This window comes from Corynebacterium sphenisci DSM 44792, assembly GCF_001941505.1.
GTDB lineage: Bacteria > Actinomycetota > Actinomycetes > Mycobacteriales > Mycobacteriaceae > Corynebacterium > Corynebacterium sphenisci.
In genome coordinates, this window is the sequence record NZ_CP009248.1 from 757,923 (window position 1) to 773,415 (window position 15,493).

At 73.9% G+C, this 15,493-nt stretch carries 14 protein-coding genes and 1 CRISPR repeat array; of the genes, 8 read left to right on the top strand and 6 right to left on the bottom strand.

Annotated elements, in window-relative coordinates:
- Positions 1 to 187: 187 nt before the first annotated feature.
- The 3 genes from CSPHI_RS03455 to CSPHI_RS03465 are packed head-to-tail and all read left to right on the top strand — an operon-like array spanning position 188 to position 2,318.
- Positions 188 to 958 (top strand): ABC transporter ATP-binding protein, encoded by a 771-nt coding sequence (locus tag CSPHI_RS03455; protein WP_084210218.1) that lies wholly within the window; start codon positions 188 to 190, stop codon positions 956 to 958.
- Complete coding sequence (locus CSPHI_RS03460; protein WP_075691511.1) at positions 955 to 1,689, top strand: ABC transporter permease; 735 nt, start codon at positions 955 to 957, stop codon at positions 1,687 to 1,689. The genes CSPHI_RS03455 and CSPHI_RS03460 overlap by 4 nt, the downstream gene beginning before the upstream one ends.
- Positions 1,686 to 2,318 carry a TetR/AcrR family transcriptional regulator gene (locus tag CSPHI_RS03465; protein WP_075691512.1) on the top strand — a complete coding sequence of 211 codons (633 nt, stop codon included), beginning with the start codon at positions 1,686 to 1,688 and terminating at the stop codon, positions 2,316 to 2,318. Before CSPHI_RS03460 ends, CSPHI_RS03465 begins: the two co-directional genes overlap by 4 nt.
- On the opposite strand, the gene CSPHI_RS03470 is transcribed toward CSPHI_RS03465, so the two are convergent.
- From CSPHI_RS03470 to CSPHI_RS03490, 5 genes are all read right to left on the bottom strand, one after another.
- On the bottom strand, positions 2,315 to 2,605 hold the full coding sequence (locus CSPHI_RS03470) for a hypothetical protein (protein WP_075691513.1): 291 nt from the start codon (positions 2,603 to 2,605) through the stop codon (positions 2,315 to 2,317). The genes CSPHI_RS03465 and CSPHI_RS03470 overlap by 4 nt on opposite strands.
- Before the next feature lie 141 nt (positions 2,606 to 2,746).
- Complete coding sequence (locus CSPHI_RS03475; RefSeq protein WP_075691514.1) at positions 2,747 to 3,520, bottom strand: SDR family oxidoreductase; 774 nt, start codon at positions 3,518 to 3,520, stop codon at positions 2,747 to 2,749.
- Positions 3,521 to 3,621: 101 nt separating this feature from the next.
- Positions 3,622 to 4,818: a CapA family protein gene (locus CSPHI_RS03480; RefSeq protein WP_157118468.1), complete on the bottom strand. Its 1,197-nt coding sequence runs from the start codon at positions 4,816 to 4,818 to the stop codon at positions 3,622 to 3,624.
- A gap of 82 nt (positions 4,819 to 4,900) precedes the next feature.
- Positions 4,901 to 5,578 carry a YoaK family protein gene (locus CSPHI_RS03485; RefSeq protein ID WP_075691516.1) on the bottom strand — a complete coding sequence of 226 codons (678 nt, stop codon included), beginning with the start codon at positions 5,576 to 5,578 and terminating at the stop codon, positions 4,901 to 4,903.
- Positions 5,579 to 5,832: 254 nt separating this feature from the next.
- Positions 5,833 to 6,366: a type 1 glutamine amidotransferase domain-containing protein gene (locus CSPHI_RS03490; protein ID WP_075691517.1), complete on the bottom strand. Its 534-nt coding sequence runs from the start codon at positions 6,364 to 6,366 to the stop codon at positions 5,833 to 5,835.
- Between the two features lie 202 nt (positions 6,367 to 6,568).
- Here CSPHI_RS03490 and CSPHI_RS03495 point away from each other — a divergent pair, with 202 nt between their 5' ends.
- From CSPHI_RS03495 to CSPHI_RS03515, 5 genes are all read left to right on the top strand, one after another.
- Positions 6,569 to 7,063 (top strand): hypothetical protein, encoded by a 495-nt coding sequence (locus CSPHI_RS03495; RefSeq protein WP_075691518.1) that lies wholly within the window; start codon positions 6,569 to 6,571, stop codon positions 7,061 to 7,063.
- Between the two features lie 170 nt (positions 7,064 to 7,233).
- Positions 7,234 to 8,211 (top strand): ABC transporter substrate-binding protein, encoded by a 978-nt coding sequence (locus CSPHI_RS03500; protein ID WP_075691519.1) that lies wholly within the window; start codon positions 7,234 to 7,236, stop codon positions 8,209 to 8,211.
- Positions 8,208 to 9,077 (top strand): ABC transporter permease, encoded by an 870-nt coding sequence (locus CSPHI_RS03505; RefSeq protein WP_075691520.1) that lies wholly within the window; start codon positions 8,208 to 8,210, stop codon positions 9,075 to 9,077. The genes CSPHI_RS03500 and CSPHI_RS03505 overlap by 4 nt, the downstream gene beginning before the upstream one ends.
- Positions 9,078 to 9,869 (top strand): ABC transporter ATP-binding protein, encoded by a 792-nt coding sequence (locus CSPHI_RS03510; RefSeq protein WP_075691521.1) that lies wholly within the window; start codon positions 9,078 to 9,080, stop codon positions 9,867 to 9,869.
- Positions 9,870 to 10,024: 155 nt separating this feature from the next.
- A CRISPR array of direct repeats spans positions 10,025 to 10,845; the repeat unit is 28 nt; unit sequence GTCGTCCCCGCGTGAGCGGGGCTGTTCC.
- Between the two features lie 269 nt (positions 10,846 to 11,114).
- Entirely contained in the window at positions 11,115 to 14,558 is a 3,444-nt protein-coding gene (locus CSPHI_RS03515; protein ID WP_075691522.1) for an exonuclease domain-containing protein, read from the top strand.
- 94 nt (positions 14,559 to 14,652) lie between these two features.
- On the opposite strand, the gene CSPHI_RS12620 is transcribed toward CSPHI_RS03515, so the two are convergent.
- Positions 14,653 to 15,333, bottom strand: a complete 681-nt coding sequence (locus CSPHI_RS12620) for a hypothetical protein (protein ID WP_157118469.1) — start codon at positions 15,331 to 15,333, stop codon at positions 14,653 to 14,655.
- Positions 15,334 to 15,493 lie beyond the last annotated feature (160 nt).

Sequence of the window (15,493 nt, forward strand, 5' to 3'; positions counted from 1 at the left end):
AACGGTGATAACCGCGGGGGTGCCCGGGCGGGTCCGGGACCGGCCGGCGGGGGCGTGGCCTAGGTCGCGCCGGGGGCGAGGGTGCGCTCCCACGGCGCCTGGCCGCGGGTGCCGCGCGGCCGCACGGCGGGGTGGGGCGCGGGGGACGGGCCTTGTCCGCTCAACAGGTGTTGAATACCCTGGGTGCATGATCCATTCAACGGATGTTGAGGCAGGTGGCGGCGCCGTCACCACCGCGCCCGTGGTGCGCGCCCGGGGGTTGACCGTGGATCTCGGCCCCCGCCGGGGCCGGCACCGGGTCGTCGACGGGATCGACCTCGACCTCGCCCCCGGGGTGATCACCGGGCTGCTCGGGCCCTCCGGCTGCGGCAAGACCACCCTCATGCGCGCCATCGTCGGGGTGCAGGCCCACGGCGGGGCGCTCGAGGTGCTCGGTCGGCCCGCCGGGGACCGGGGCCTGCGCGGCCGGATCGGCTACGTCACCCAGGCCGCCAGCGTCTACGGGGACCTGAGCGCGACCGACAACCTCGCCCACTTCGCCCGACTCGCCGGGGTCCCCCGGCGCCGGGTGGGGGAGGTCCTGGGGCAGCTGGATCTGGCGGATGTCGCCGACCGCCCCGCCGCGGATCTCTCCGGCGGCCAGCGCGGCCGGGTCTCCCTCGGCTGCGCCCTGGTGGCGGAGCCGGACCTGCTGGTGCTCGACGAGCCCACCGTCGGCCTGGACCCGCTGACCCGGCGCCGGCTCTGGGCGCTGTTCCGCCGGATCGCGGACACCGGGGTGGGCATGCTCATCTCCTCCCATGTGCTCGACGAGGCCGCCCGCTGCGACCGGGTGCTGCTCATGCGGGAGGGCCGGATCCTCGCCGGGGGCACCCCGGCCGGGCTGCTCGCCGCCACCGGGGCGACCGACTTCGACGCCGCCTTCCTGAGCGTGATCACCGAGGAGGATCCCCGATGAACCCCAGGCTGACCCTCGCCGTCGTCACCCGGGTGCTGCGCCAGGTGCGCGCCGACCGGCGCACCGTGGCCCTGGTGCTGGTGGTGCCGGCGGTGCTGCTCACCCTGCTGCGCTACGTGCTGGACGCCCGCCGGGGCCTCTTCGACCACATCGGGGTGCTGCTGCTGGCGCTGCTGCCGATGATGCTCATGGCCATCCTCACCTCCGTGGTGATGCAGCGGGAGCGCTCCGGCGGCACCCTGGAGCGGCTGTGGACCACCCGGCTGCACCGGCTGGACCTGCTCGCCGGCTACGCGATCGCCTTCACCCTGCTCGCCGCCGGGCAGGCGGTGGTGCTCACCGGCGTGCTGCGGCTGCTGCTGGAGCGGGCCCCCGCGGCCGGGCCGACGCCGCAGGTGCTGCTCGGGGCGGTCTCCGGGGCCTGCGGGGTGGCCATCGGGCTGCTCGCCTCCGCGGCGGCGCGCTCCGAGTTCCAGGCGGTGCAGGCCTTCCCGGTGCTCATCACCCCGCAGGTCTTCCTCGGCGGGGTGTTCGTGCCCCGGGAGAGCATGCCCGCGGTGCTGGAGGCGGTCTCCGCCGCCCTGCCGCTGTCCTACGCCGTGGACTCCTCCCGGGCCCTCGCCGCCGCCGGCGGCGGGGCCGACGCCTGGACGCCGCTGGCCGCGGTCGCCGCCTTCGCGGTGGCGCTCGCGGGCGCCGCCGCGCTGACCCTGCGCCGGGTGAGCCGATGACCGGGGCGGACGGGCGCACCCGGATCCTGGCGGCGGCGCGCCGGCTGTTCCCGGAGCGCGGCTACGAGGGCACCACCATGCGCGCCATCGCCGCCGCCGCCGGGGTGGACGTGGCCCTCATCGGGCACCATTTCGGCGCCAAGCGGGCGCTGTGGGAGATCGCCACGACCCTGCCGGTGGACCCGGCGGACCTGGCCGCCCGCCTGGACGGGGTGGGCGCGGCGCAGGCCGGCCGGGCGGTGATCGGGATCCTCGCGGAGGTGTGGCTCGGTCCGGAGGGGCCGGCGCTGACCGCCCGGCTGCGCGGTCTGCTGGAGACCCCGGAGGGCCTCGCCGGGTTCCGCCGGGTGCTCGACGACGTGTTCTGGGACCGGATCGCCGCGGAGCTGGCGGCCACCGGCTACCCGGACGCGGCGCTGCGCGTGGAGTTGGCCCAGGCCACCGTCTTCGGCGCCTTCATCGGCCGGATGCTGCTGGACGGCCCGGCGCTGAGCATGCTCGACGCCGCGGGCATGGTGGACTGCATCGGCCCGGTGGTGCAGTGGCATCTCACCGGCCGGCCGATCCGGGATGCGGATCTGCCCGCCGCCGGGACGCCGGCCGATCCGGGCCAGGAGCGGCTCTTCTAGTCCCCGGCGGCCGGCTCCCCGGAATCCCCGGCATCGGCCGCCCGCCGCCGCGCCAGCTCCGCCAGTTCCGCGAGATCCCGGGCGTGGCGCCCCGGGTCCGGATCGGCGCGCTGCCGCCATTCGATGAAGGCCCGGGTCAGCGCGATCGCGTCGATGCTGCCGTCGGCGCCGCGGGGGTTGAGCAGGGCCATCGGGCGCAGCCGGGCGCGCACCTCCGGCGGGATCGGGCCGGCGCCCGCGCCCCGGGCGTCCCCCGCGGCGCCGCCGTCGGAATCGGATTCGGCCATGGCGGCCACCTCCCCGGTGCCCGGGGGCGTCGGCGGCCTGCCCCGGGCCCGGGCGCATCCCGGGGCGGCACCGCCGAGGGTAGGCGGGCCGGCCGCCGGCGCGGTACCGCCGCGGGGAGCGCTCCCCGCGGCGGGCGCCGGCTACACCCGCAGGCCCATGCCCCCGGCGACGTCGATGGTGGTGCCGGTGAGGTAGCTCGCCCGCGCGGAGGCGAGGAAGACGATCGCCGCGGCGGCCTCCTCCGGCCGGCCGATCCGGCCCAGCGGCACGTCCTCCTCCGCGGTGGTGGCGAGGAACTCCGCCAGCGGGGTGCCCGGGGCGCGCTTGTCCCGGATGTTCGCCCACTGCGGGGTCTCGATGCAGCCGATGTCCACCCCGTTGACCAGGATCCCCTCCCGGCCGAGCTCCGCGGCCCAGCACCGGGTGAGGTTCGCCCCGGCGGCGCGGTTCACCGCGGTGGCGAAGAAGCGGTGATCCGGGTGCGCGGCGTAGACCGAGCCGACGTTGACCACCCGCGGCTGATCCGAGGCGCGCAGCTGCGGCAGCGCCGCGCGCAGCACCCGCTGCCAGGTGAGCACCTTCAGGTCGTAGTCGTGGCGCAGCGCATCCTCGGAGATGGACTCCCCGGTGCCGGGGTTCGCCCCGCCGGCGTTGTTCACCACCACGTCGATGCCGCCGAGCTCCGCCACCGCGGCCTCGATGAGCCGCGTCACCTGCGCCGGGTCGGTGACGTCGGCGACCACCCCGCGGGCGCCGTCGCCGAGCTCCGCCTCCGCGGCGGCGACCTCTTGCGCGTCCCGGGCGCAGAACACCACCCGGGCGCCCTCGGCGAGGAACTCCCGGGCCGCGGCGAAGCCCAGCCCCTTCGATCCCCCGGTCACCAGCACCCGCCGTCCGGCCAGTCCCATGTCCATGCCCGCTCCGTCCTTTCCCGTCATCGTCCGTTCGCGGTTCCCGCGCCGCGCCGCCCACGCGGCGGCGGGCGCCTGCGCACAGGGTACCGGCGGGGCGGCGCTCAGCCCTCCCGGACCTCGGGGTGCTCCCCGGCGCCGCGGGAGAGCACCGCCGCCCGGGTGCGGGCCAGGGACTCGGCCACCCGGGCCTCGTCCACGCCGGAGTCCGGGCCCAGCGCGGACACCGGGGTGGCGCGCACCGGCATGACCCCCGGATCGCTGATCATGGTGGGCACGTAGGTGAGCTCGGAGACCGCCCAGCCGCCGGCGCCGTCCGGGCTGAAGCCGAAGCGCACCATGATCCCCTCGTAGGCGAGGTGGTTCTCCGCCAGCTGCTGGCCGATCAGGTTGCCCACCCCGTAGACCACCCATTTGCCGTTGACCTTCTCGATCGGCTGCACCGCATGGGAGGAGTGCTGGTAGACCACGTCCACGTCCGGGGAGCGGGTGAGGATCTCGGCGAGGGCCTCCTGCTGCGCATTGGGCTCCTGCACCTCCTCATCGCCGGCGTGCAGGCCCATCAGCACGATGTCCGCCCCGGCGGCCCGGGCCGCGGCGGCCTTGGCGAGCAGCTCGTCGGGGTCCAGGTCCTGCACCATCCACGGCTCCGGCACGGGCAGCCCGTTGGTGCCGTAGGTGCCGCCGACCACGGCGATCCGCACCCCCGAGTCGGTGGTGAAGATGGTCGGGGCGGCGTCCTCCTCGGGGCTGCGGGCGGTGCCGGCGGTGAGCACCCCGGCGTCCTCGAAGGCGTCCAGGGTGCGGAACACCCCCTCCGCCCCGGCGTCCACGGAGTGGTTGGAGGCGGTGGTGCACAGATCCCAGCCGGTGTCGCGCACCGCGGCGGCGATCTGCGGCGGGGCCTGGAACTGGGGGTAGCCGGAGAAGGGGCCCTCCGGGGGCGCGAAGGGCACCTCCTCATGGCAGATGGACAGGTCCGCGTCCTCCACGAAGTCCCGGATCGGGGCGAAGACGCGCTGGAAGTCCCAGCCGCCGTCCCAGTCCTCCCCGCCGGTCATCGCGGACTCGTAGACCGCGGGGTGCCAGAGCAGGTCCCCGCTGACGGTGACCGTCACCGGCTCCTGCGCGGGCTCCGCCGGGGCGGCGCGCCCGGGGTCGGCCGCGGCGCTTTCCGCGGTGAAGGCGGTGGTGGCGTCCCAGGGGGTCCAGGGGGTGGCGGCGGTGGCGAGGGAGCCGGCGATGAGCAGCCCGCCCACGGCGGCCGAACCGAGCATCAACGAGGGGCGAAAAGCATTCACGAAATACAGAATAATGGTTTTGTAGAGCGATTCGAATCGTGGTCACCCCATTCCCCGGAACGGGGGCGTCAGCGTCGGCGCCTCAAATGCTCAGGCCGAGCCGGCGGCGCCGCTCCCGGTTCCCGATCGCGGCGACCACCCCGCCGGTGACCAGGGCGGCGACCACCCACACCGCGCGCAGCTCCCAGTGCACGTAGCACAGGCCGCCCAGGATGGACCCGCCCGCCAGGGAGGCCCAGAGCAGGAAGTGGTGGATCCACAGCCGGTGGTCCCCGCCGAAGAAGGCGCCCACGAAGTTCTGCGCCGTCTTCACCAGGGTGCCGGTCATGTAGGTCAGGCTGATCGCCACCTGGCCATCGCGCTCGAAGACGCTGTTCATCGCGCCCACCGCGAAGGAGAGGAAGAGCATCCCCTTATCCCCGTGATCCAGGGCCACCAGGATCCCGGAGAGGATCGTCGAGGAGGCGACGAAGAGCAGCACCGCCTCCCGGGGCCGGCCATGGGGCAGGTGCTTCAGGCCGAGCCGGTAGATCAGCGAGCCCACCGCCACCCCGGTGAGGAACAGCCCCATCAGCCCGGCGGCCTTGAGGGTGACGTCCCAGGTGCCCTCCGCGGCGGAGGCGGTGAGCCGGGTGGTGTTGCCGGACATGAAGGACAGGAAGAACCCGCCGAGGTACATGAAGCCGATCGCGTCGATGAACCCGGTGATGGAGGACAGGTACCAGGCGAGGACGCGCTCGCCGAGGCGATACTCGATCATGTGCGTGGCGGCTCCGGGGGACGGGGGCGACGGGGACGGGGTCGCGATCCGCGCCGGGGATCCGGCGCTTGCGCAGGATGCTCACCCTACCCGGATGCCGCCGCCGGCGGGCCCGCCCGGCGGCGGGGTCCCCCGGGGCCGCCCCCGGCCACCGGGCCGATGGACGGGCCCGGGCCACGGGAATCCCATCGCGGCCCGGGCCCTCCCGGGGTGGCCGGCGCACCGGGACCGCCCCCGGCGCACCGGCGGCGCGGCTAGTGCCGGCCCTCGGCGATTTCCTCGACCAGCTTGGCGTTGAAGGCGGGCAGATCCGCCGGGGTGCGCGAGGACACCATGCCGGCGTCCACCACGACCTCCTCGTCCACCCAGGTCGCCCCGGCGTTGACCAGGTCGGTGCGGATGGAGGGGTAGGAGGTGAGGGTGCGCCCGCGCAGCACATCGGCGTCGGCGAGGATCCAGCCGCCGTGGCAGATCACGCCGAGCGGCTTGCCGGCCTCGACCATCGCCTTGACCAGCGCCACCGCGGCGGCGTCGGTGCGGATGTGGTCGGCGTTGCCGGTGCCGCCGGGCAGGATCAGGGCGTCGTAGTCGTCGGCGCCGGCCTCGGCGGTGGTGCGGTCCACCTCGACCTCGGCGCCCTTCTTGCCGGTGATCGCGCCGGCCTCGGGGGCGATCACGTGCACGGTGGCCCCGGCGTCGCGGACCGCCGCCACCGGGCTGGTCAGCTCGGAGTCCTCGAACCCGTCGGTGGCGATGACGGCGACGGTGCGTCCGGTGAGTTCGGCCATGGCGAAACCTCCTGGTGCTTGATGTTCACTGACGATCGCGAGGGTAGAGCCCATGCGCGTCCCGCGCAGGGATCCCAGGTGGGCCCGCCGGAACCGCGCCATGGCCATCATGGGTGCGACCGGCCGACCCCGCGCCCGATCCGGGCGCGCCCGGCCCCGACCCGGAACACCGGCCGGGCCGCCTCGCCTACCCTGGGCGGCCATGACCGCCCGCACCCCGACGTTCGCCGGCCGCCGGCTGCGGCCGCTGGCCGGCCTCGCCGCCGCGGCGCTCGCCGCCGTGCTCATCGGCGTCCCCACCGACATCATCGCCAACCCGGTCTTCGGCCGGGATGTGCCGGTGCGCCCCTGGGAGGCCCCGGTGCTGGCGGCCACCGCGGTGCTCACCGGCGCCTATTTCGCGCTGCAGCCCCGCGGCGGGGAGCGCCTGGCCCCGGCGATGGGCCCGGCGGGGCTGGCCATGTTCGCGGTGGCCTGCCCGGTGTGCAACAAGATCGTGCTGCTCACCCTGGGCGCCTCCGGGGCGCTGGCCGTGTTCGCCCCGGTGCAGCCCTACCTCGCCGGGATCTCCCTGGTGCTGCTGGCCGCCGCGGTGGCCTGGGCCTGGCGGCGCAACCCCTGCGCCGCCGGGCGGTGCGCGGAGGACCCCCGCGCCGCGGGGGAGCCGGCGCCGCCCCGGGACCGGGCCGGGGGCTGAGGGGGCCGCGGCTCACCTCCGCTTGGGGGATCGGCGCGTTCCTGGCCGGGCCGGAATCCCGTACACGGGGGTGCCGATGGGGGATGAGCGACGGGGATCCGTTCCCGCTTCCGGGCATCCGCCGGATAGGTTCTCCTGTGTCCCCATCGGAACCACAGGAAGCCATTCCCATGTTCACGTCCCGCTTGACCACGATCGCCGCGGCCCTGGCCGCGGGGGCCCTCGCCCTGACCGGATGCTCGGACGACGCCGCCGGGTCGGACGGCGGCGGGGAGTCCTACGCCATCGGCATCAACCAGCTGGTGCAGCACCCCGCGCTGGACTCCGCCACCGCCGGCTTCAAGGCCGCCTTCGAGGACGCCGGGGTGGCGGTGGAGTTCACCGAGCAGAACGCCAACGGCGAGCAGTCCACCGCGCTGACCATCGCCCAGCAGTTCGCCTCCGATGATCTGGACCTCGTGCTGGCGGTGGCCACCCCGGCCGCGCAGGCCACGGTGCAGAACATCACCGACACCCCGGTGCTGTTCACCGCGGTGACCGACCCGGTGTCCGCGGACCTGGTGGACACCATGGAGGCCCCCGGCGGCAACGTCACCGGCACCTCCGACGTCGCCCCCATCGGCAAGCAGCTGGACCTGCTCAAGGAGCTGGTCCCGGACGCGGAGAAGGTCGGCATCGTCTACGCCTCCGGGGAGGTCAACTCCCAGGTGCAGGTCGACGAGGCCAAGGAGGCGGCGAAGTCCCGCGACCTGGACATCCTCACCCAGACCGTCACCAACGTCACCGAGATCCCGCAGGCGGTGGAGGCGATCGGCGACGTGGACGCCTTCTACGTGCCCACCGACAACATGGTGGTCTCCGGGATCGCCTCCCTGGTGCAGGCCGCGGAGGCCGCGTCCATCCCGGTGATCGCCGCGGAGTCCGGCGCCGTGGAGGGCGGCGCGGTGGCCACCCTGGGCATCGACTACGAGAAGCTGGGCCGGCAGACCGGGGAGATGGCGCTGCGCATCCTGCGCGATGGCGCGGACCCGGCGGAGATCGCCGTGGAGACCGCGGAGACCTTCACCTACATGGTCAACCCGGAGGCCGCGAAGCGGCAGGGCGTGGAGATCCCGCAGGAGATCCTGAACGAGGCTGAGACCGTATGATCTCTGCCGTTGAACTCGGCATCATCTACGGGGTGATGGCGCTGGGCGTGTTCCTCACGTTCCGCGTCCTCAACTTCGCGGATCTGACCGTCGACGGCAGCTTCACCACCGGCGCGGCCACCGCCGCGGTGGCGATCCTGGCGGGCTGGAACCCCTTCCTGGCGATCGGCGCGGGTTTCGCCGCCGGCTTCGCCGCGGGCCTGGTCACCGGCCTGCTGCACACCAAGGGCCATATCGACGGCCTGCTCGCCGGGATCCTCACCCAGATCGGGCTGTGGTCGGTGAACCTGCGCATCATGGGCTCGGCGAACGTGCCCCTGCTGCGCGCGGACACCGCCTTCACCCCGCTGCGCGAGGCGGGGCTGCTGGGCAGCTGGGCCTCGGTGGCGATCCTCGCCGCCGTGGTCGCCGCGGTCACCGGCCTGGTCATCTGGTTCCTCACCACCGACTTCGGCCTGGCGGTGCGCGCCACCGGCGACAACGACCCCATGATCCGCTCCCTGGGGGTGTCCACGGACCGCACCAAGATGTTCACCCTGGCCATGTCCAATGGCCTGGTCGGCGCCTGCGGTGCGGTGGTCGCCCAGTTCCAGGGCTTCGCCGACATCTCCATGGGCATCGGCCTCATCCTGGTCGGCCTGGCCAGCGTGATCATGGGCCAGGCGGTGTTCGGCCAGCGGCTGCTGTGGCTGTCCGTGGTCGCCGTGGTCTTCGGCGCGGTGCTCTACCGCCTGATCATCTTCGCCGCCCTGGAGCTGGGCCTGAACCCGAATGACATGAAGTTCATCACCGCGGCCCTGGTGGTGGTGGCGCTGCTGCTGCCGCGCTGGCGGGCCGTGCTCACCCGACGGAAGGCGGTGGCGTAGATGCTGCGCATCGACGGGGTCCGCAAGACCTTCTTCCCGAATACCGCCAATGAGCGCCGGGCCCTGGCCGGGGTCTCCCTGGAGCTGGCCGAGGGCGATTTCGTCACGGTCATCGGCTCCAACGGCGCCGGCAAGTCCACCCTGCTCAACGCCGTCGCCGGGGGCATCCCGGTGGACGCCGGGACCATCGCCATCGATGGCGTGGACGTGGGCCGGATGCCGGACCACCGGCGGGCCCGCTTCGTCGGCCGGGTCTTCCAGGACCCGATGGCCGGCACCGCGCCGAGCCTGACCGTGGAGGAGAACCTCTCCCTGGCCTACCTGCGCGGCAGGCGCCGCGGCCTGGGCCTGGGGCTCACCCGCGCCCGGCGGGAGCGCTTCGCCGAGGAGCTGCGCAGCCTGGAGCTGGGCCTGGAGGACCGGCTCACCCACAAGGTGGGGCTGCTCTCCGGCGGTCAGCGGCAGGCGCTGTCGCTGCTCATGGCCGGGTTCACGCACCCGAAGATCATGCTGCTCGACGAGCACACCGCGGCGCTGGACCCGCAGCGCGCCCAGCTGGTCACCGACCTCACCCACCGGATCGTGGAGGAGGGCGGGCTGACCACCCTGATGGTCACGCACAACATGGCGCAGGCCATCCAGCTGGGCAACCGGCTGGTGATGATGCACGAGGGCGAGATCGTGTACGAGGCCGGGCCCGAGGTTAAGGCCCGGCTCACCGTGCACGATCTGCTGCAGGAGTTCGTCAAGATCAAGGGCGCCGCCCTCTCCGACAAGGCCTTCCTGGGCTAGGCGGGGCGGATGCGGCCGACGGGGCCGCCACCGGGGCGACGGGCCCGCGGGGGCGGCCCCGCGGCGCTTCCCGCGGCCATCCGGGGCGATGGTGACGCGAGGGGTAAGTGAATGTAAATTAGGGGATACCGGATCATCGGCCCAGGTCAAGAAGTGTCGTCCCCGCGTGAGCGGGGCTGTTCCCCCCGCCTAGAATCGCCGTAGACGGACTTTCACGTCGTCCCCGCGTGAGCGGGGCTGTTCCTAAGTCCCAGAATTTCCGTTTTCGTGGCATTGAGTCGTCCCCGCGTGAGCGGGGCTGTTCCCGCATGTCCCGGCCGCAAGACACCTAACCGTACAGTCGTCCCCGCGTGAGCGGGGCTGTTCCTGAGATAGCCCGCTCCAAACGGCGGAATGGTAGGTCGTCCCCGCGTGAGCGGGGCTGTTCCCTCCAATACCCCGGATGCACACACACCGCAACCGTCGTCCCCGCGTGAGCGGGGCTGTTCCCCAGGGGGCCTGGGGGTTCGGGCCTACAGGGGGTCGTCCCCGCGTGAGCGGGGCTGTTCCCCAGCGGGTGGCCGCGTATACCTCAGGGGCCCGGTCGTCCCCGCGTGAGCGGGGCTGTTCCTCAGGCCGTGTCCGCCGTGTGGCGGCGCGTGACGTCGTCCCCGCGTGAGCGGGGCTGTTCCCCGTCCGCTGCTGGAGGCGATCAACTCCGGCGCGTCGTCCCCGCGTGAGCGGGGCTGTTCCCCATGGCCCCACGGATCAAGTGGGACATCAAGGGTCGTCCCCGCGTGAGCGGGGCTGTTCCCGACTTCACCCGCCCCGGGGAGCGAATCGCCACGTCGTCCCCGCGCGAGCGGGGTTGTTCCGTCGGCCAGGGATCCCTTGGCGCGTTCCCGCTCGTTGTCCCCGCGTGAGCGGGGCTGTTCCGTCACGGCGCACCGGCCATAACGACCAGCCGTAGTCATCCCCGTACGAGCGGGGCTATTCCCGGAACGTAGTTAACGGCTGTGCCATAACTCCGATTGGCCTGCGCAAACGAGGCTTACCGGGGACGGTCCGGACGACGGCCTCCTCTCACAGCAGTAATCCCGTGCCGTGGGATCCGCCTGCTGCTGTCCCGTCTCTTCGAAGATGATTTCCCGTATCCCGTGAACGGTCTGTTACACCGGCGGGTTCGCGTCCGGGTGGGTGTTAGCGTTCGGGCGGAAACCACTCGCCGACGAGTGTCGCCGGCGTCGAAGAGGAGGGTGATCCCCAATGCCGAGTCCGTCCTACGCCGTCATCGACGTCGAGACCACGGGGTTCCGTCCGGATGACCGTGTGCTGGAGATCGGCGTCGTCGGCCTCGCGGCGGATGGCTCCGTGGAGCACCGATGGCAGTCCCTGGTGTGCCCGGGTCGCGACATCGACAACACCCACGTGCATGGGGTGACCCCGCAGCAGGTCACCGACGCGCCCTGCTTCGGAGGCATCGCCGCGGAGCTCGCCGACCTGCTGCAGGGCCGGGTGCTGGTCGCGCATAACGCCGCGGTCGCGACCCGTTTCCTCGTCCGCGAGCTGGCCGAGCTCGGCGTGGCGGTGCCGAGCCCGGTGGACTGGGTGGTGTGCACCCGCAGGCTCGCCGAGTCGCAGCTGCCGGGCGCGCCCTCCCGGCTGGCCGACTGCCTGGCCGCCGTGGGATCCGATGCCGCGGTGGCGCATACCGCCCTCGCCCGGGCCGAGGCCACCGCCGAGCTCTTCACCAGGCTCGCGGACGACGCCGCCGCCGAATTGGCCGCGGCGCATCCGCTGAACCTCGATCCCGCCCCGTTGTGGGAGCAGCCCCAGGAGCCGGCGGTGCCCCGTGGCGCCCGGGACTGGCTGACCCGGGTCGCCGCCGCCGCACCGGCGGACGGCGCCGCGGACGTCGACCGTTATCTCACGCTGCTCGCCGACGTGCTGGTGGACGGCCGGCTCTCCGATGGCGAGATCGACGAGCTCGTCTCCTGCGCCGGGGCCGCCGGCTTCGACGCCGCCGATGTCGCCGAGCTGCATGACAGGTTCATGCGGATCCTCGCGGTGGATGCCTGGAGTGACGGGGTGCTGACCGAGGATGAGCGGGAATGGCTCATCCAAATCGCGGATGAGCTGGACGTGCCCCGGGATCGGGTGTCCGCCCTGCTCGCCACGCCTCCGCAGGCCGAGCCCGGGGCCGGGGAGCCGATCAGCCTGCGCCCGGGAGACCGGGTGGGCTTCGCCGGGATGCTGGCCCTGCCCCGCGGTGACTGGCGGGCCCGGGTCGAGGCCGCCGGGCTGACCGTGGGCGGGGTGGTCGGGTCCTGCCGCCTGGTGGTCGCCGCCGACCCGGGATCCGGCTCCGGCAAGGTCGCCGCCGCGCGCCGCCTCGGGATCCCGGTGGTGGATGAGGCGGCCTTCGCCACCCTCCTGCGCGAGCTCACCGAGGACGGCGGCCCCCGGGGCATCCCGGCCGCCCCGGAGGTGGCGGGCGATCCGGGCGATGAGGCCACCATGGACGTCGACGGGGGTCTCTTCCCGGTCGCGTCGGAGGAGGCCGGCGCGGTGACGGACCCCCTGTTCGACCTGCCCGAGGCGACCTCCGGCGGCACCGCCGGCGAGGACGGGCCCGTCGGTGTCCAGGCCGCGGAGGTCTTCCCCTGGGCGGCCGCGGAGGGGGTGGACCCGGAGGACACCATCGCGGTGGTGGACCGCTGGATCGAGGTCAGCGCGGTGCTGCCGCTGCATGAGCTCTCCCCGCACCTGGAGCCCGGGGACCGCCCGGAGGGCCTGTCGGCGCGTCAGTCCGCGGTGGCCGCCTGGTACCGCAGGTACCCCGAGCCACTGGCGGCCAGCGCCCGGGATCTGCGGGATCTGCGTGGGGTGGGTCGGCTGCGTCTGCAGTCGCTGGTCTACGCGGTGGCGCTGCGGGCGCTGGACAACGCCGAGGTTGGTGCGGTGGCCGGTTCCCCCGGGCAGCTGGGGATCGCCGACGATGGCGGGCTGGAGGAGTGGATCGGCGGCCCCGGCGGGTTCGGCGCACTCGATGGGGAGGATGATTCCCTCGGCATCCTCGCCGGGAGCATCTACTCGGGGGAGGATGCGGGGGAGCCACCCGGGGGCCTGGAGCTCGTCGCGGGCTGGCTCGATCTGGCCGGGCTCTTTCCCGGGCCGGACGCCCCGGCGGCCGTCACCGAGGCGGCGGATGCGGTGCACCCGGGCGAGGAGCTGCTGGAGCGGGCGCAGGCGCAGTTGCCCGGTCTGGTCGGCGCGGACCCGCGCCGGCGGGTGCTGCTGGAGGACCGGCTCATCGGCGGGGCCACGCTCGAGGCCGCAGCCGAACCCTTCGGCCTGTCCCGCGAGCGGATGCGCCAGCTGCAGAGTCGGCTGCGCGCCGATCTCGCCGCCCCGGGCCCGGAGCTCATCGCCGTGGTGGACGCCCTGGGCCGCCGCTTCCGGCCCTGCGCCCGGATCGCCGACGTGGTCCGGGCGCTGCCGTCGCTCGAGGCGGTGACCGAGGTGACCACCGCGGCGACGCTGCTGCAGGTCCTCGACGTGCTCGCCGGGGATCGGTGGTGCCTCGACGGGGAGTGGCTGCTCGTCGGGGACGTCGATGAGCGCCTGGCCGGCGCCATCGACGAGCTCGCCGACCGGTACGGGGTGGTCGACCTGGCGGAGCTGGCCCGGCGGATGGACTGCGATCCGGCGGTGCTGGCCGACCGCCTCGAGGCCACCGGGGCCGGGCTGGTCCGCGAGGGGCTGGTGCGCACCGCGCTGCGCAGCATCGCCGACCGCGCCGCCGCGGAACTGGCCATCCGCGGTGAACCGATGACCCTCGATGACATCACCGCGCTGATCGACGATCGCAGCCCGGGCTCGGTGGGCAACGCCCTCATCGTCTCCGATCTCGTGCACCGCTGCGGTCACGGCATCTGGGCGCTGGCCGAGTGGGGGATGCCGGAGTGGACGAACCTGGTCGACCATATCCGGCGTCGGATCCGGGACTCCGACGGTGCCGGGGCGGATCTCGGTGAGCTCATCGAGGAGGTGCGGCCCCTGGGCATCTCCGAGTCGACCCTGCGCACCTACGTGGCCTCCCCGGAGTTCGACCTCGTCGACGGGAGGGTGCACCTGGGCAGCGGGGAGGCGGTCAATGACGCGATCCCGGAGGAGGCGCGGAACCTGTACCGGCGTGATGGCGCCTGGATGCTCCTGGCCACCGTGACCCCGGATCATCTCCGCGGCTCCGGTACCGGCGTGCCGGCGGCGGTAGGCGCCCTCTACGACGTGCCCTACAACGGCGCGGTCCTGGTGCCCAGCCGGTTCGGGGAGCAGCGCATCCGCTGGGGACGCACCGGGGTGACCCTGTCCACCATCCGCCGCCACCTGGAGGAGCTCGGTTCGGCGGAGGGCCGGCGGGTCTGGCTGCGTTTCGCACCGGACTTGTTCGAGGTGCTGCCGGCCACTGATCGGGTGCCCGACCCGGATCCGGGCCGCGATCTGCTCAACCACTGCGGTTTCGATGACGCCGGCGGCGCATCCGGCGGTCTTCTCCCGCCCGATGGCGGGCCCGCGGATCCGGAGGTGGTGCTGCGGGTCCTCGCGGAGGCCGTGGGCCTGCCCGGCGACGCACCGCGGCGGCGCCTCGTCGCCCGCTTCCGGCACCGTGGGGAGGAGGAAGTCGCGGAGCGGATCCGCCTGCTCTGAGTAGACGGCGGGCGGGCCCTCCCCGCCGCCGGGGGAGGCCTGCGCGGGCCGGGCGGGGATGGGCCCGCCGGATGCCCGGTCCAGTGCCCCCTGGTCAGTCGAGTTCGACGTAGGTGAGCTCGTCGTAGGCCAGTTCCGGGTCCGCGAAGCCCAGCAGCAGCCCCTCGGCGTTTTCCGGCACCTCGAACACCCAGGTCATGGTGGTGCCCAGGCCGGGGTTGAGCCTGCTGTTGCACTCCGGGTTGCCGGGCACCCGGTCCAGGCCGTCGATCGGCACGAAATGCCGGTCCAGGCTGTCCACCAGCTCCATCTGCACCGCGAAACCGCAGGTGAGGTCCCAGGAGTGGTTGCCGGTGTTCTCCAGTTCGGTGGTCACCGACACCAGCACCCCGCCTGTGGGCGCCTCCCGGGTCTCCACGGCCGCGGCGGCGGGGATGACGCCCTCCTCCAGGAAGTCGATCTCCGTGGCCTGGTCCACCTCCAGCACGGTGAGGGTGACCCCCTCGGCGGCGATCTCCTCGCCGATTCCGCCGGCCGCCCCGGCGGCCGGGGTGGTGGTCTCCGCGGGCGCGTCCTCCGGGGGCGCCTCCGCGGAGGCCACCGCCACCGGCGGCGGGTTGTTGGTCACCCCCGGCATGGTGGCGTAGAGGAAGCCGGCGCCGAAGCCCCCGGCGAAGACGATCGCCGTGCCGAGGAGCAGCAGCACCCCGCGCAGCAGCCTGCGGGTTCGGCTGCGGCGGGGGCCTGCGGCGGTCGTTGTGGAGCCGGTCGTCATGGGTGTCCTTCCGTAGGGCGGGCAGGTCTGCCATTGTGCGGTATCCCTTCCCAACGCAAAAGCGCTACGGGGGGACGGGGGTGCACCCCTCCCCCGGGGGTGCCGTCCGGGCCTCGCGGCCGGCGGGCGCCGCACCCCCGGGAGGGGGATCCGGGCCCGG